Annotated in this window: 12 protein-coding genes; 5 read left to right on the top strand and 7 right to left on the bottom strand. The window is 61.0% G+C overall.

From position 1 onward, the window contains the following. Positions 1–31: 31 nt before the first annotated feature. The gene (locus tag HBO05_RS05425; RefSeq protein ID WP_172311977.1) at positions 32–1,981 is read right to left on the bottom strand and encodes an LTA synthase family protein; all 1,950 of its coding nucleotides are present in this window, start codon (positions 1,979–1,981) and stop codon (positions 32–34) included. A 201-nt stretch (positions 1,982–2,182) separates the two neighbouring features. Here HBO05_RS05425 and colR point away from each other — a divergent pair, with 201 nt between their 5' ends. From colR to HBO05_RS29215, 5 genes are all read left to right on the top strand, one after another. Next, positions 2,183–2,866 (top strand): two-component system response regulator ColR, encoded by a 684-nt coding sequence (gene colR / locus HBO05_RS05420; RefSeq protein ID WP_029295378.1) that lies wholly within the window; start codon positions 2,183–2,185, stop codon positions 2,864–2,866. Further along, positions 2,856–4,136 (top strand): HAMP domain-containing sensor histidine kinase, encoded by a 1,281-nt coding sequence (locus HBO05_RS05415; protein WP_172311975.1) that lies wholly within the window; start codon positions 2,856–2,858, stop codon positions 4,134–4,136. Before colR ends, HBO05_RS05415 begins: the two co-directional genes overlap by 11 nt. Before the next feature lie 187 nt (positions 4,137–4,323). Beyond that, complete coding sequence (locus tag HBO05_RS05410; RefSeq protein ID WP_172311973.1) at positions 4,324–5,004, top strand: class I SAM-dependent methyltransferase; 681 nt, start codon at positions 4,324–4,326, stop codon at positions 5,002–5,004. Positions 5,005–5,008: 4 nt separating this feature from the next. After that, positions 5,009–5,725 carry a lipopolysaccharide kinase InaA family protein gene (locus HBO05_RS05405; protein WP_169954616.1) on the top strand — a complete coding sequence of 239 codons (717 nt, stop codon included), beginning with the start codon at positions 5,009–5,011 and terminating at the stop codon, positions 5,723–5,725. Further along, positions 5,725–5,952 carry a hypothetical protein gene (locus tag HBO05_RS29215; RefSeq protein ID WP_262376938.1) on the top strand — a complete coding sequence of 76 codons (228 nt, stop codon included), beginning with the start codon at positions 5,725–5,727 and terminating at the stop codon, positions 5,950–5,952. Before HBO05_RS05405 ends, HBO05_RS29215 begins: the two co-directional genes overlap by 1 nt. Positions 5,953–6,193: 241 nt before the next feature. On the opposite strand, the gene HBO05_RS05400 is transcribed toward HBO05_RS29215, so the two are convergent. The 6 genes from HBO05_RS05400 to HBO05_RS05375 form a co-directional block, all read right to left on the bottom strand. Further along, on the bottom strand, positions 6,194–9,226 hold the full coding sequence (locus tag HBO05_RS05400) for a multidrug efflux RND transporter permease subunit (RefSeq protein ID WP_170056830.1): 3,033 nt from the start codon (positions 9,224–9,226) through the stop codon (positions 6,194–6,196). Between the two features lie 3 nt (positions 9,227–9,229). Further along, the gene (locus tag HBO05_RS05395) at positions 9,230–10,393 is read right to left on the bottom strand and encodes an efflux RND transporter periplasmic adaptor subunit (protein ID WP_172311971.1); all 1,164 of its coding nucleotides are present in this window, start codon (positions 10,391–10,393) and stop codon (positions 9,230–9,232) included. A gap of 173 nt (positions 10,394–10,566) precedes the next feature. Next, on the bottom strand, positions 10,567–13,602 hold the full coding sequence (locus tag HBO05_RS05390; RefSeq protein WP_172311969.1) for a multidrug efflux RND transporter permease subunit: 3,036 nt from the start codon (positions 13,600–13,602) through the stop codon (positions 10,567–10,569). Further along, positions 13,599–14,735 carry an efflux RND transporter periplasmic adaptor subunit gene (locus tag HBO05_RS05385; protein ID WP_170041870.1) on the bottom strand — a complete coding sequence of 379 codons (1,137 nt, stop codon included), beginning with the start codon at positions 14,733–14,735 and terminating at the stop codon, positions 13,599–13,601. The genes HBO05_RS05390 and HBO05_RS05385 overlap by 4 nt, the downstream gene beginning before the upstream one ends. A 224-nt stretch (positions 14,736–14,959) precedes the next feature. Next, positions 14,960–16,057, bottom strand: coding sequence for a DUF1513 domain-containing protein (locus HBO05_RS05380; RefSeq protein ID WP_172312361.1), 1,098 nt, complete (start codon positions 16,055–16,057; stop codon positions 14,960–14,962). A 2-nt stretch (positions 16,058–16,059) separates the two neighbouring features. After that, positions 16,060–17,124, bottom strand: coding sequence for an imelysin family protein (locus tag HBO05_RS05375; RefSeq protein WP_169954621.1), 1,065 nt, complete (start codon positions 17,122–17,124; stop codon positions 16,060–16,062). Between the last annotated feature and the right edge of the window lie 15 nt (positions 17,125–17,139).

The following is a 17,139-nucleotide window of genomic DNA, read 5'->3' as shown; positions in this document are numbered from 1 at the left end:
AGGCGGGGCTTTTTTATGGGCGCTTTTCGAGTCAGCGCGCACTCATTTGAGGGACGGCGTCTTTCGCGCCTTTCCAGGCTAACAGGTGTTGCTTGAAGTCATGACTGGCTGCCTGGTAGTAAGTGATCGCACGTTGGATCAACGGGTCATTGCTGTCTACCCGGGACTCCTGGCTCGCGCCCAGGGCCTGGTCATGGCGCCGCAGGCCTTGGCGGGGGCTGAGGATTGCCAGGTTGGTGCCGTCAAACAAGCCCAGGTGCTGATAGTTGCCGATCACTACGCGAGGAGGCAGCGGGTTGTCTTGCAGCAGGTTGCGTCCGAAAAACGTCGATTCATAGCTCAGGTTCAACAGACCCAGGAGTGTCGGGGCGAGGTCGATCTGGCTGGCCAGTTGCGCGCTTTCCCGGGCCTCGATCAATTTCGGCGCATAGATAAACAGTGGAATCTGGTAGTTGGCGACGGGCAAGTCTTCCTTGCCCGCGCTGCCGGCGGTGTGGTCGGCGACAAACACAAAGATCGTATTGTCGAACCACGGTTTTTGGCGCGCAGCCTGTAGGAATTGGCCGATGGCGTAGTCAGTGTATTTCACCGCACCGTCGCGACCGTTGCCGGACTTGATGTCGATCCTGCCGTCCGGGTAGGTGTAGGGGCGATGGTTGGAGGTGGTCATCAACTGCAGCAGGAACGGTTGCTGCTTGGCATAACCGGCATCCGCCAGCTTCAAGGTTTGCTTGAAGAGGTCTTCATCGGCCATGCCCCAGGCGTTTTTAAAGCTGATTTCGGATTCGGCGACACTGCTCTGGTCAACCACCCGGTAACCGTTGCCGCTGAAAAACGCATTCATATTGTCGAAGTAGCCGCGGCCGCCATACACAAACACGCTGTCATAACCGATTGCACTGAGCTGCTGGCCCAGGCTGGCGAAGCCGCTTTCGCGACCAATCCGTTTGACGATGGAGCGCCCCGGAGTGGGCGGGATGGCCAGGGTAATGGCTTCCAGGCCTCGGTCGGTGCGGGTGCCGGTGGCGTAGAAGTTGCTGAAATACAGGCTGTGTTTGCGCAACTCATCAAGGTTGGGGGTCAGGTTGCGGTCGTCGCCATTGCTGCCCATGTATTTGGCGCTGAAGCTTTCGATGGTCACCAGCACGATATTGGGTTTGCGCAACGTGCCGGGGTTGTCGATGGCGCGGCGGATATCCAGTGGATCGGTGCCAATGAACCGGGCATTGGGTTCACTGAGTTCTGCCCGTAGCTGGCGGGCCACGATATCGCTCGGCAGGCTTTTGTAGAACTGGCTGTAGTCCAGTTCATTGTTGCGGAACGCGGCGAAGAATTGGTATGGGCCATTGCTGGCCAGTTCGTTGTTATAGGCGTTGCCACCCTGGGTACGCGGGCTGTCCTGGCTGACCAACTGCAGGCTCAGGCCGGCAACCACCAACAATCCCACGGCATTGAGTAAGCGCCCACGCATGGCCGGCAGCGGCGAGTCGAGTGCTGCGTTGAACAGCTTGCGCAAGGCCAGGCTCAGGACAATCGCCAGTATTGCCAACAGGCCCAACAGTTTGCCGATTGGGTAGGACTCCAGCAGGTTGTTCAACACCTCATCGGAATACACCAGATAGTCGACGGCGATAAAGTTGAAGCGCACGCCGAACTCATCCCAGAACAACCATTCGGCCACCGAGGTGAACAGCATGGCGAACAGGCTGACGGTCAGTACGCCTTGCAGGAACCAGCGGTGGCCGCGCCGCCGCCACAAAGCCGGTGGGCACAGCAGTAGGTACAGGCCCAGGGGCAGCGCGGCATAGGCCAGGAAACCCAGGTCGTAGAGCAGGCCCACACCGAACACCGGCAGCAGGTTGCCGCCGACTTCATCCAGGTGGGTAATGAGCAGTACGCTGCGGGTCAACAGAAAAATAACCAGCCAAGCGCCGGTCACCAACAGCAGATAGCGCATTGGCGCAGTTTTGATAAAACCCATATCCAAGTTCCTTATATCAATGGGGGGCGATTTTCACTCTGGTACTGTAGTCAAGCTGTGAACCGATAGTGAAAAACTCGTTGCACCAGTCAATCAGTTGAAAAGAGTAATAGGTCAGCCCCTCAGGCCTAGCGGTAAGCCCGGCTTGGCCTTAAGCTGCGCGAGCCAACACGGCCGTTACCGCGTACGGAGACACTGCCCATGCGAATTTTATTGGTTGAAGACAACCGCGATATTCTGGCCAACCTGGCGGATTACCTGGGGCTCAAGGGCTACACCGTGGACTGTGCGCAGGACGGTTTGTCAGGCCTGCACCTGGCCGCCACCGAGCATTACGACCTGATCGTGCTCGATATCATGCTGCCCGGCATTGATGGCTACACCCTGTGCAAACGCCTGCGTGAAGACGCGCGCCGCGATACGCCGGTGATCATGCTCACCGCCCGCGATCAATTGGACGACCGCCTGCAAGGCTTCAAGTCGGGTGCCGACGACTACCTGCTCAAGCCGTTTGCCCTGTCGGAGTTGGCCGCACGCATCGAAGCGGTGCTGCGCCGGGCCCAGGGTGGCGGGCGGCGGGAGTTGCAAGTCGGCGATTTGTCCTACGACCTCGACACCCTGGAAGTGACCCGCGAAGGGCGCCTGCTCAAGCTCAACCCGGTCGGCCTGAAATTGCTCGCGGTGCTGATGCAGAAAAGCCCTCACGTCCTGCGCCGCGAAGTGCTGGAAGAAGCCCTGTGGGGCGATGACTGCCCGGACAGCGACAGCCTGCGCAGCCACGTCCACCAACTGCGCCAGGTGATCGACAAGCCATTTGCCAAGCCATTGCTGCAAACCGTGCATGGCGTGGGTTATCGCTTGGCCGAGGGCCGTGATGGAGTTTAAGCAAAGCCTTGCCCAGCGGATCATCATCGCCTTTGCGCTGATGAGCGCGCTGGTAGCGGGGGCCTTTGCCATGGGCATCGTTGCCACGGTGCACCTGGTGGAAGAAAAACTGATTTCGGCGGGCCTGGGCGGCGACCTGCAACGCCTGCTGTTGATGGACAGTGTCGAAGACTGGCGTCACCGCCCCGAGCCGGACCAGTTGTTCTACTTCAGCGGCGGGCGTGGGGATTTCCAGCTGCCCAAGGACTTGCGGCACCTGGACGCCGGCTTTCACGAAGTGTTTCGCGATGCGCTTTCCTACCATGCGATGGTCGAAATCGTCGATGGCCGTCGGTATGTCCTATTGCAAGACCAAAGCGATTTCGAAGAGCGCGAGCGCGTGCTGTTTGCGGTGGTGCTGGTGGGGTTTGTCCTCAGCCTGGCGCTGGCGGTATTCCTCGGCTGGGTCCTTGCCCGCAAGGTGATGGCACCGGTAGTACGCCTGGCGCGCCAAGTGCGGCATCGTGACCAGTTGTTGGGCCTGGCCCCACCGTTGGCCCCGGACTACGCGGCCGACGAAGTAGGCGAGTTGGCGGTGGCTTTCGATGCGACCCTTGGCCGTTTGCGCCAGGCCCTGACCCGCGAGCGCCTGTTCACCAGCGATGTCAGCCATGAGTTGCGCACCCCCTTGATGGTGCTGGCCAGTTCCTGCGAGCTGCTGCTGGAAAACCCGGCCATTGATTCACGGGGACGCAAACAGGTCGAGCGCATCGCCCGGGCCTGCGAGGAAATGCGCGAACTGGTACAGACCTTCCTGATGCTCGCTCGTGCCCAGCACGATGACACCACGATGTCGCCCCAGGTCAGCCTGGCCGAGGTCGCGGAGGGCTTGCTGGGGATCTGGCGCGACCCCATCGAGCGCAAGGGCATCGAGTTGTTCTACCAGCCGGGCAACCCACTCGATACCCGCTACAACGCCACCTTCCTGCATGCGGTCATGGGCAACCTGCTGCGTAATGCCCTGCACTACACCGAGCAGGGGTTTATCCGCCTGACCCTGGAACCCACCGGCTTTGTGGTGGAAGACAGCGGCGTGGGGATTCCCGAAGACAAGCGCGAGGCCATGTTTGAGCCGTTTGTGCGCGGCAACGAAAAGCGCGGTGATGGCCTGGGCCTGGGTTTGTCGCTGGTCCAGCGCATCTGCGAAAGCCAGGGCTGGGTGGTCAGCCTCAGCACCATGGAGCCTAGCGGCTGCCGTTTCCATGTTGAATTGAGCCACGTCAAATCCTGATCTCTTCCTGCCCCTATCCTGGGGCAGACTCCTTCCTTTTCGACGAAGATGGCTTCCTGCCATGCTTTTTCCCTGTAAAACCTTGTAATTCTTTAGGGTTAGACGGGACGTTTTTTTCACAAAGGGTTGACCTGCGGATGACGTGCGACTGCTTAAGGTTGTAGGCATCAGTCCAGGAGACTCGTTGATGGCTACTCCGATCAAGCTTGAATTTTCCGCAAAGTACGACGACCGGCACGCTCAGCAATATTTGCACAAGCACCAGGACACTTTGGCGCGCCGGCTGTCCCACAAACGCGACGAACAATTGGCCCGTGGTGCGCTGGCGATGGCCGGCGAGCCCGGCCTGGTATTGGACTTGCCGTGCGGCGCCGGGCGTTTCTGGCCGCTGCTGGCCGAAAAGCCCAACCGGATCATTATCGGTGCGGACAATTCCGAGTCCATGTTGAACATCGCCATGGGGGCGCAACCGGCGGATGTGGTCAAGCAGGTACGACCCTTGCAGACATCTGCGTTTGATATCGATTTGCCAGATAACGCCGTGGACAGCATTTTTTGCATGCGCCTGTTGCATCACATCGGCGAGCCGGCGCATCGCATGGCGATATTGAAGGAATTTCAACGAGTTACCCGCGACAGTGTGATTGTTTCATTGTGGGTGGATGGCAATTTCAAGGCCTGGAAACGCAAGCGCCTGGAAGTGCAGCGCCGCAACAAAAGTGAGCAGGACAGTTACCGAAATCGATTTGTGTTACTGGCTGCTACTGTTGAGGCTGAGTTTGAGCAAGCTGGTTTCCGCGTCCAGGAGTGTTTGGACTTCATACCGCTGTATGCCATGTGGCGAGTGTACGTATTGCGCAAGAGGTAGCAGGATGGTGGTTGAGTACGTAGCAGGCAGTCACGTAGCTCCTGAGGAGCGGTTCGATTATTTCTGGCGGCAGCAGGGCGAGTGGGTCGAGGAACCCAATCGACGTCGGGGTGGCGAAAGCGGCGTACAGCGGGTGATCGGTACCAATGGGCGCTTGCTCTACAGCAAGCGCCAGACAGGCCATACCTACCGCAGCTGGCTGCATCCCTTTGGGCGGCCTACGGTGCTACGCGAGCGTGATGCGCTCAGGGGCCTGCGCTTGCTCGATGTAGGTGTTCCGGAGCTGGTGTTCTGTGGTGCCCGTCGTGATCCGGACCACCAGTGGAAGGCCTTGCTGGTGACGGCTTCATTGGACGGATTCGTGGAAATCGACAACTGGTACGCCGCCGGCGGTCGCGAGCAATGCGGGGAGCTGGTGCATGAGCGCCTGCTGGCTGAATTGGCGCAGACCCTGGCGCGTATGCACAAGGGGCGCTGGCAGCATGGCTGCCTGTACAGCAAGCATATTTTTGTGCGGGTCAGCGGGGCGGGTGAGGGCGCGACGGTCGAAGTGGCGCTGCTGGATCTCGAGAAGTGCCGCCAACGCTTGACCGCCCGCCGGGCCGCCGCCCATGACATGCAGCAATTGCGTCGCCATTCGTCGTGGAATACCGCCGACTGGCAAAAACTCAGCTACTTTTACCAAGCGGCGTTTGGCAGCGCTATCAAGGGTTTAACCTAATGAAGCTAGAAATAGCACGAGGTTTGTTTCTGTTGGGGGCCTTGGGCATCGCATCCCTGGCCCTGGCTGCCTGGGAGCAGCCCCGTACAGAAGTCCTCAGCGCGGTACACAGTGGCGGGCAATGCCCGCTGCCACGGATCGCGAAGACCGCTGGGGTCACGCAGCCTGATCATCAGCTTTTGCTGTTTATGTTTGGGATGTCCCAAGGCATGAGGCCTGCGAGTTGAAGAGATTGACGCCCCGATAAAAGGCCTCGCATAGCGAGGCCTTTTTTGTGGACCACGGCAGAGCCCGAGCGCGCAACTACATCCCTTGTAGGAGCCGGCTTGCCGGCGATGACGCCAGTAAGAACACCTCGGGGATGTCAGGTATCCAACGTGATCGTTAACGACCATCGCCGGCAAGCCGGCTCCTACAGTGGGCGTCAACGATCAGGTCAGTGCCGTTACCGCGCCCATGGATAGGTACTCAATCAGCCAAGGGATCACGCTTGGCCAGCAACGTATACACACACGGCAATACAAACAAAGTAAACAAGGTGCCCACCGACATCCCCGTGGCAATCACCATTCCGATATCAAACCGACTGACCGCCCCGGCCCCCGTGGCAAAGATCAACGGCACCATGCCAAACACCATCGCCGCCGTGGTCATCAATACCGGGCGCAGGCGAATCGCCGCGGCTTCTTCTACCGCTTCTCGGGGTGTCAGGCCCTTGTCCTTGCGCAACTGGTTGGCAAACTCGACGATCAGGATCCCATGCTTGCTGATCAGCCCGATCAACGTCACCAACCCCACCTGGGTGTAGATGTTCATGCTCGACCAGCCGAGGAACAACGGGATCAACGCGCCGCAGATCGACAGCGGCACCGTCACCAGTATCACCAGCGGGTCACGGAAGCTCTCGAACTGTGCCGCCAGCACCAGGAAGATGATCGCCAGCGCCAGGCCAAAGGTGATCCACAACGCGCTGCCTTCCTGGATGAACTGGCGCGAGGCGCCGCTGTAGTCGAAGGCATAGCCGGCCGGGGTTTCTTCGATGGCGATCTGGCGCACGGTGTCGATAGCCTCGCCCATGCTGACAATCGGGAAGCCCGAGATCAGCGCCGAGTTGAGTTGCTGGAACTGGTTCAGTTGGCGCGGGCGGGCACGGTCGCTGACGCTGATCAAGGTCGACAGCGGCAGCAGTTCGCCCTGGGTGTTTTTCACGTAGTAATTGTTCAGCCACTCGGGGTTGTCCCGGTAGGCCCGTTCCACCTGGGCGATCACCTTGTAGCTGCGCCCATCAATGGTGAACCGGTTGATCTCTGCCTCCGCCAGCAAGGTCGCCAGGGTGCTGCCCAAGTCCTGCATCGACACCCCCATCTGCGCCGCCTTGGCGCGGTCGATGTCCACCACCACCTCGGGCTTGTCGAACGCCAGATCGATATCCACGAAGGCGAACTTGCCCGACTCCATGGCGCGCTTTTTCACACGGGCGGCCACTTGCAGCAACGACTCGTAGTCATTGGGGGTGTTGATCACAAAACCGAAGGGCAGGCCTTCACCGGTGCCCGGTAGCGACGGCAAATTGAAGCCGAACACCTGCAAGCCGGGGATCTGCTCCAGGCGTTTCTGCACCTCAGGCAGGATCTGCATTTGCGTGCGGTCGCGCTCGTTCCACGGCTTGAGCAGGAAGCCGCCGATACCCGATTGCACCCCGTTGAACCCATTGATCTGGAACGAGGAGTAGTACTCCGGGAAGTCCTTGAAGATTGCGATGAACTCGTCGGTGTAGGTGTTCAGGTAGTCCAGGTTGGTCGGCTGCGGCGCGCTGGCCATCATGAAGATGATGCCCTGGTCTTCGTCGGGGGCCAGTTGCGACTGAGTGAACTTGAGGAACACCGGGATCAGGCACAGCACGATCAAGGCAAACACAATCACCACCGGCCGGGTGTTCAAGGTGCCATGCAGCATTGTCTGGTAGCGGCGCTTGAGGCCTTCGAAGATGCGGTCCAGGCGGTGGCTCAGGCCGCTGGGGTTTTCGTCGTGGCGCAACAGCAGGGCGCACATCATCGGCGACAGGGTCAGGGCGACGATGCCGGAAATCACCACCGCACCGGCCAGGGTCAGGGCGAACTCCTTGAACAACGCCCCGGTCAGCCCCTCCAGGAAGCCGATGGGCGCGTACACCGCCGCCAGGGTGATAGTCATCGACACCACCGGCACGGCAATCTCCCGCGCGCCTTCCAACGCGGCGTCCAGCGGCGTCTTGCCGTCTTCTATGTGGCGGTGGATGTTTTCCACCACCACAATCGCATCATCCACCACCAGGCCAATAGCCAGCACCATCGCCAGCAGCGTCAGCAGGTTGATGGAGTAGCCCATCAATTGCATGAAAAACAGCACGCCAATCATCGACAGCGGGATGGTCACCACCGGGATCACCACCGAGCGCAGCGCCCCGAGAAACAGGAACACCACGACGATCACGATCAACACCGCTTCAAACAAGGTCTTGACCACCTCGTTGATGGAGGCCTGGATAAACAGCGTGGCGTCGTAGGCGATTTCTGCCTTGAGGTTGGGCGGCAACTGGGATTCCAGCTCCGGCATCAGTTTGCGCACTTCCTTGATCACATCCAGCGGGTTGGCGCTGGGCGTGGCCTTGATGCCGATGTACACCGAGGGCGTGCCGCCAAAGGAGCTGATGGCGTTGTAGTTTTCCGCGCCCATTTCCACCCGCGCCACGTCGCCGAGCAGCACCCGGCTGTCGCCATCGGTCTTGACGGTGATGGCGGCGAAGGCTTCGGCGGTCTTCAGGTCGGTATTGGCGTTGATGCTGGTGACCACATACTCACCCTTCACTTCGCCGGCGGCGGAGAGGAAGTTGTAGTTGCGCACGGCATTGGTGACGTCGCTGGCGCTCAGGCCAAAGCCGGCGAGCTTGATCGGGTCCAGCCACAGGCGCATGGCAAATACCTGGTTGCCGAGGATCTCGGCTTCGGCCATGCCAGGCAGGGTCGCCAGCTTGGGCTGGATCACCCGCGACAGGTAATCGGTGATCTGCGGGTTGCTCAGTTGCTGGCTGGAGAAGCTGATGTACATCAGCGCCGAGGCATCCGCGGCCTCCTTGCTCAACACCGGGTCTTCGGCGTCCTGGGGCAGCTTGTTCTTGACCTCGTTGGCCTTGGCCAGCAGTTCGGTAAACAGCCGGTCGCTGTTGGCGCCGATCCGCGCATAGATGGAAATCACCGAGAAGTTCTGGCGACTGACCGAGGTCATGTAGTCGATGCCTTCGGCGCTCGCCAGGCTTTGCTGCAGCGGTTGGGTGATGTAGCCCTGGATCGTCTCGGCATTGGCCCCGGGGTAAGCGGTAGTCACCGTGATCAGGGCATTTTCCATGGACGGGTATTGGCGCAGCGGCAGTTTGCTGTAGGCCTGGAAACCCAGGAGCACGATCAGCAGGCTGACCACCATGGCCAGCACCGGGCGGCGGATAAACGTATCGGTAAACGCCATGGCTCAGTTCCTTGAACCGTCGTTGCGCGGAGGTTGGCCAGGGCTGGCCGGCAAGTTTTTATCCGCCGTGATGGCGATGTGCGCGCCGCTGTCGAGCTTGATTTGTCCGGCGCTGACCACTTGCTCGCCACTGCTCAGGCCCTGGGTGACCAGCACCAGGCCGTCGCGTCGTTCGCCGGTCTCGATAAAGCGCCGCTCGGCGATCAGGATCGGTTGGCCATTGGCATCTTTTTCGAGGCTGCCGTCCTCGGTCTTTTTCTGCGCTACGACGTAGGCTGAATTGCCGTAGAGGGTGTAGGTAATTGCACTTTCCGGTATCACCACCTGGGCTTGCGGGTCGGGCAACAGTACCTGCAGGCTGCTGAACATGCCCGGCAGCAGTTTAGTGTCCGGGTTGGCCAGGGTGGCCCGCACCAGCACGTTGCGGGTGCTGCTCTCGACTTTCGGGTTGATCGCACTGAGGGTACCGGGGAAGGTCAGTTTCGGGTAGGCCGAGACTTGCACCTGTACCCCCTGGCCGACAGCCAGCTTGGGCACCGATTGTTCGGGCACATAAAAGTCGACGTAGAGGCTGCTCAGGTCCTGCAAGGTGGCGATCACCGTGCCACTGGCCAGGTAGTCGCCCACATCGACCTGACGGATGCCGATAGTGCCGCTGAATGGCGCGACGATGTGTTTCTTGGCCAGGGAAGCCTTGAGCTGGTTGACCGTGGCCTTGTTTTTTTGCAGTTGCGCCGAGAGCCGGTCGAACTCGCCTTTGGAGATCGCCTGGCTGCCCACCAGTTGGCTGCCGCGCCCGTAATCGAGCTGGGCCAGGCCCAGGTCGGCCTGAGCGGTTTGCAGCAGGGCGTCTTCGACCGCGCTGTCGAGTTGCACCAGCGGTTGCCCGGCCTTGACCTTCTGGCCGGACTCGAACTGTACGTCCTTGACCGTTCCGGCAATCTCCAGGGCCAGGTTCACCCCCTGCAAGGCCTTGAGCGTACCCACCGCCGGCAGGCGCTGTTGCCAGGGTTGTTCGACCGCCGTGGCCACCGCCACGCTGATCGGAGTCTTGGGCGCGGAAAAGACCTGGATCTGCTGATAGATGGAAAAGGCTTTATAGCCCGCCAACAGCAGGACGATTAACAGGACAACGGCCAACATGATCAGCATGCGACGACGCAGCATATTCCGGTTCCTTGGAAAAAACTGAGGCAGACGAAGACGAACGATTGGGCACATTACTCCGAGTTTCGGCGCGATTCCAACTGGTAAATGCCGCCGCGTGCGCACAGGCTCAAGGGCAATGGTTTTGAGGCGCAGGGGAGTGGGAAAGGGGGGCAGGCCTTTCCCGCAGGAGGTCAGGGGGCGGGCGTATCGCGCTTGGCCAGCACCGTATACACGCAAGGCAGGACGAACAACGTGAACAAGGTGCCGATGGACATGCCGGTGGCGATCACCATGCCAATATCAAAACGGCTGACCGCCCCCGGACCGCTGGAAAACACCAGCGGGACCACCCCCAGTACGGTGGCGAACGTGGTCATCAGTACCGGCCGCAAGCGAGTCGCGGCGGCTTCCTCGATGGCGGCCCGCGCAGACAAGCCTTGCTCCTTGCGCAACTGGTTGGCGAATTCGACGATGAGGATGCCGTGCTTGCTGATCAGGCCGATCAGTGTGACCAGGCCTATTTGTGTGTAGATGTTCAGGGTCGACCAGCCGAGGAACAGCGCGATCAGCGCACCGCAGATCGACAGCGGCACGGTCACCAGGATCACCAGTGGGTCACGCAGGCTTTCAAACTGTGCCGCCAGCACCAGGCCGATGATCGCCAGGGCCAGGCCGAAGGTGCCCCACAGCGCATTGCCCTCCTGCACGAACTGGCGCGTGGCGTTGCTGTAGTCAAAGGTGTAGCCCGCCGGTGCCTCCTCCCGGGCGATGGTTTGCACGGTCTCCAGCGCGTTGCTCATGCCGACGATCGGATACGCCGAGACCAGCACCGAATTGAGCTGCTGGAACTGGTTCAACTGCCGTGGGCGTACCTGTTGGCTGGACACGCTGATCAGTGTCGACAACGGTATCAACTGGCCCTTGGCATTTTTTACGTGGTAGTGGCTCAGCCAGCCCGGATTGTCCCGGTAGCTGCGTTCGACCTGGGCAATCACTTTGTAGAGATTGCCGTCGATCCTGAAACGGTTGATTTCTGTCTCTGCCAGCAAGGTCGCCAGGGTCAGGCTCAGGTCTTCCATGGACACGCCCATCTGCGCGGCCTTGACCCGGTCGATGTCAATCATCACCTCGGGCCGGTCGAACGCCAGGTCGATATCCACGTAGGCAAATTTCCCAGAATCGATTGCCCGTTGCTTGACGCGTTCGGCCACCTCCAGCATCGATGTGTGGTCCTGCTGGGAACTGATCACAAAACCAAAGGGCAGGCCCTCGCCGGTGCCCGGCAAGGACGGCAGGTTAAAGGCAAACACTTGCAGGCCAGGGATGCTGTCGAGCTTTTTGCGCAGGGGCGCCAGGACCTCCATCTGCGTACGCTTGCGCAGGTTCCAGGGCTGCAACTGGAAACCACCAACCCCTGAATGCACACCGTCCAGGCCATTGATCTGGAACGAGGCCTGGTATTCGGGCAGGGTCTTGAACTGCTCGATAAACGCCTGAGTGTAGGTATTGAGGTAGGCCAGGTTGGTCGGCTGCGGCGCACTGGCGAGGATAAAGATCAGGCCCTGGTCCTCATCGGGGGCCAGTTCCGAGAGGGTGAAGATGAGCATGGCCGGAATCAGGCCGAGTACCAGCAGGGCGAACACGATAACCACCGACTGCGCCCCCATGATCTGGTGCAGGCGGCGCTGATAGCGTTGTTTCAGGCTATTGAAGAACCGGTCGAGGATCAGCGCCAGGCCCTGTGGCTGTTGTTCCGGGCGTAGCAACAGGGCGCACATCATCGGTGACAGGGTCAGTGCGACGATGCCGGAAATCACCACGGCGCCGGCCAGGGTCAGGGCAAACTCCTTGAACAGTGCACCGGTCAGGCCCTGGAGAAAGCCGATGGGCGTATACACCGCCGCCAGGGTGATGGTCATGGAGATCACCGGCATACACACCTCCCTGGCACCCTTGATCGCGGCCTCGAGGGGAGATCGGCCTTTTTCGATATGCCGGTGGATGTTTTCCATCATCACAATGGCGTCATCGACCACCAGGCCGATGGCCAGCACCATGGCCAGCAGCGTCAGGACGTTGATCGAATAACCCATCAGTTGCATGAAAAACAGGCTGCCGATCAGCGACAGCGGAATGGTGATGACGGGAATCACCACCGAGCGTAACGAGCCGAGAAACAGGAACACCACCAGCACCACAATCAGGATGGCTTCCATCAGGCTCGACAGAACGTGCTCGATTGAGGCGTTGATATACAGCGTCGAGTCGTAGGCAATGTCCGCATGCAGTTGGGGCGGTAGTTGCGCCTGCAATAGTGGCATCAGGTCGCGCACGCGCTTGCCCAGCTCCAGCGGGTTGGCATCGGGGGTGGGCTTGATGCTGATATAGGTTGCGGGCAGGCCGTTGAAAGAGCTGAAGCTGTCGTAGTTCTGGGCGCCTAGCTCCACTCGCGCTACATCACCGAGACGCACCTGGCTGTCGCCGCTGGTTTTCAAGGTAATGGCCCGGAAGCCTTCAGCCGATTGCAGTTCGGTATTGGCCGTGACGCTGGTTACCACGTACTCGCCGGTGGCATCGCCGGCGATAGACTGCACGTTGTAGCGCTTGATGGCCTGGGTCACATCGCTGGCGCTCAAGCCAAACCCGGCGAGCTTCAGCGGGTCGAGCCACAGGCGCATGGCAAAGCTCTGGTTGCCGATGATCTGCGCCTCGGCCATGCCCGGTAACGTCACCAGGCGCGGCTGTACCACCCGCAGCAGGAAGTCGGTGATTTGCGCGTTGTTCATGGTGTCGCTGGAAAAGCTCAGGTACATCAGCGCGGTGTTGTCTGCGGCGACTTTGCTCAGGACCGGATCGTCAATATCCCGGGGCAGTTGATTGCGCACTTCATTGGTCTTGGCCAGCAGCTCGGTGAACAAGCGGTCGCTGTCGGCACCGACGCGGCCATAGATGGAAATAATCGACACATTCTGCCGGCTGGAAGAGCGCATGTAGTCGATGCCTTGCGCGCTTGCCAGGCTTTTCTGCAACGGTTGCGTGATATAGCTCTGCACGGTCTCGGCGCTGGAGCCCGGCGCGAGCGTGGTCACCGTGATCAGTGCACTTTCCATCTGCGGGAACTGGCGCAGCGGCAGTTTCCCGTAGGCCTGCCAGCCCAGCAACACGATCAACAGGCTGACGACCAAGGCCAGCACGGGGCGGCGGATAAACAGATCGGTGAAGGTCATTCGGCGTGCTCCGGAGGGGGCGCCAAGGGCGGTTCATCGGGTTGTGTGCGATCAATACTGATATGCACCGGGGTGCCGTTCTGCAGCTTGATCTGGCCCGCCGTGACGACCTGTTCGCCTTTGGCCAGGCCCTTGGCAATCACGATATCGCCATCGCGTCGCTCGCCCGTTTCAACCAGGCGTTGTTCAGCGATCAGGCCCCCTGGGCCCTCATTGCCGGTGTGGGGTTTCACGACGTATACGTACTGGCCGTATGGGCTGTAGGCGATCGCGCTTTCCTGGATCACGACATGGGAGGAGGGGGTGTCCAACAGCACCTGCAAATGGGCGAACATCCCCGGTAGCAGATATTTGTCCGGGTTGGCCAGAGTCGCACGCACCAACACATTTCGCGTGTTGTCGTCGACGATGGGGTCGATGGCACTGATGCTGGCGCGACTGAAAAGCCCTGGCCGTGCCGAAACTTCAACCTGCACCGGCTGGCCGATCTTGATCAGTTGGACGGCCTGCTCGGGGACATGAAAGTCCACGTAAAGGCTGCGGGTGTCCTGCAGGCTGGCGATCACCGTGGAGCTTTGCAGGTAGTCACCGATGTTGACCTGACGGATACCGATAGTGCCGTCGAACGGCGCGACGATCTGTTTTTTTGCCAGGGCCCAGCGGCGCTGTGCAACCAGGGCCTTGTTGCGGTTGAGCTCGGCGGACAGGCGATCGAACTCGCCCTGGGAGATGGCATTGATACCCACCAGTTGGTGCCCACGCTGAAAGTTCTGCAGCGCCAGGCTGCGATCGGCCAGGGCCACGTCCAACTCGGCCTGTTCGGCCTGGTGTTCGAGCTGCAGCAGGGTTTGCCCGGCCTTGACCGCCTGCCCCGAGTCGAAGTGCAACTGAGTGACGACGCCGGGTACCTCGATACTCAGGTTGATACCTTGCAACGCCTTGAGCGTACCGGCCGCGGGCAACTGGCGCTGCCAGGGTTTTTCCACGGCATTGGCCACGGCCACGCTGACGGGGGGCTTGGGCGCATGCAGCAATTGCAGTTGCTGGTAAATCCAGAATGCCTTGTAGCTGGCAAGCATCAGCACGACCAAGAGGACGATGCTGAGCATGGTAATCATCCGGCGGCCCGGCATAGTTGCTTCCTTGTGAGGGTGACGTGGTGCGTGGGGCGCACGCAGGAGCGCCGCTGGCACGGTGAGCCACGCAGTCTTCACTAGAAAGGCGGGTGCTATAAGACGCAAAGTCGCGAGTGTGTGTGTGAAGTCTGCTCCCTCGTCGAGGGGCGTTTTCACAGGTCGCGTAGGATTTTTTCAGTGGGGCGGCTCCCAGGTATCAGCCCGGGAGCGCTGCGATGGCGTCAGATCAAATGCAGGTGGTTATCCCAGAACCCAGTTGGCAGATCCAGGGGCTTGGCCACCAGTTGAGGCTGGCGGCAATCGTAGAAACGGCAGCGGCCCTGGCCGGATGTCACGACAAACCCGTCCGCTACCGCACCCACGCCGGCACAGTCGGGCAACGGCCCGTCCAGGCGCAGTTCGCCGCTGTCCATGTCCCAGATAAAGAAGCGATTGCCCCGTGGCGCGGTCAGTGCCACCAGGCGCAGCTCACTGTGTACCGCCACGCTGGCGGTGTAGTGCCCCATGGCCTGCAACTGCTCGTCCGCCACCGGGAACGCCACGAACGGCTGGCCCGGACGCTTGATCGCCAGCAGCTCGGAACGCTCCTGTGACGGGCCCATGAACTGTTGCCCGGTGAGGATCGTGCCATCGCTGGCGATCCCCATATGGCGCACGCTGTTCATGGGCTGGCCGAGGGTTTCCTTGCTCAGTAGCGTGCCGTCGCGCTGCATCAGTACCAGGCTGGGTTCCATGGCGTTGAGGTTCATCTCGACCCGGCTTTCGGCCTCGGTGCGGATCCCGCCATTGGCCACGATCAGAGTCTCGCCATCGGGCATCCACGACACCTGGTGCGGGCCGATGCCGTGGGTGGAAAGCTCCCCACTGTGCACCAGGCGCTCACCTTCGAACCGGTACACCCCCAACAGGCCGCGACCGGGGTCGGTGGTGTCGTTTTCCGTGGCATACAGCCAGCCGCCACTCTTGTGGATCACCGCATGCCCATAAAAGTGCCGGTTGGCCTGGGACGTCACGGTTTGCAGCAGCGTGCCGTCGCGCAGGTCCACCAGGTAGCTCTCGGTGCCCGGGCGGCGGGCCACGAACAGCGCGATGGGCAGGCTCGGGTGGTTGATGATGTCGTGGCAACGCTGGCCAACCTGGGTGGCGAACACCTGGCTGCCATCCAGGCGATAGCCCACGGCGTAGTGCTTGCCATCGCCATCATCCCGGGCCGACAGCAGCAGCGGGCTGTCGCCCTTGCGCTTGAACAGCGTCCAGCCGCCCAGGGTGATTGCACTGAGCAGCACGCTACCAATGGCCAAAGCCTGTCGCCTGAGCATCATCAGTCACCGTCGTTGGCATTGAAGCCCAGTTGGATGCCCAGCGCCTTGGCCAGCTCGCCTTCGTGCAGGCGGTGGACGACGTTGAGGCTGTCGTAGATAGCGTTGAGTTGCTCGCGCCCGGCGTCGTCGGCCAGCAGTTCATTGAGCGAACGCTGGTTGCTGTCGAACAGTTTCAGGGAGGCTGCGTAGGCTGCGTCGATCTTTTCGGCCAGAGGCTTCTGGTCGGCAGGCAGCAGGCCGCGCAGGCCCTTGTTGTCGACCCCGACCCAAACGGTCTGGGCCGCCGCGAGGCTGGCTCGCAAGCCTTGCAGGGACGATTGGCTGCGCCACGCATCGGCCTGGAACGGCTGGGGGATGCCCTTGGACAGGCGACCCATCGGTGTGCCGAGTTTTTTCTTCAGGGTGTCCAGGGCCGTGACCTGCACGCGCAGCAGTTCGGCGATGGCTTCGTGGGAATCGGCGTAGCGCTGGTTAGGAAACTTGGTCATCTGCGCCAGCATGCCGTCGGTGCTGTTCCAACTGGCCAGAATCTCTTCGGCCAATTGTTTCTGGCGCTCGCCGATGGCGATCAGCAGCGGGCAGTAGCGGGCTTTCTGGGCGTCGTTGGCAATGTCGGTCTTGGCGTCATACAGGATGTATTCGTAGGCCGACAGGCCTTGCACCACAACGCTGGACTTGGCCAGGGCGGCGGCATCGATCTGCGGCTGGGCGGTGGCCAGTTGCTCGACCTGACGGCCAACGAGGTTTTTCTTGTCTGGCCAGAACTGCACCTGCCAGGCGCGATTGCCCTCGGCCAGCGGGCCGATCAGCAGCGGTTGCAACTCGGCCCAGGCTTTTTGCGCGTGGAGGAAATCGGCGCGGGCGGTCTCCAGGGATTCCTTGCCTTGGCAGTAAGCCAGGGCGCTGACGGCCAACTGCCGGTCAGCTTCGACCCAGCGGCTGTAGGTCGGCAGGATCACTTGCTTGGCAATGGCCGCCGAGGTGACCGCTTGCGGATCCTGCGGCGCGCAGGCGCCAAGGGCCAGGGCGGCGAGGCTGGTGAACAACAACTTGGGACGGAACATGTCGAGCTCCCTTCA

The sequence above is a fragment of the Pseudomonas sp. WS 5079 genome (assembly GCF_012985465.1).
GTDB lineage: Bacteria > Pseudomonadota > Gammaproteobacteria > Pseudomonadales > Pseudomonadaceae > Aquipseudomonas.
The sequence above is the reverse complement of the archived record's forward strand: the minus strand, read 5'-3'. Positions and strand labels throughout refer to the sequence as shown.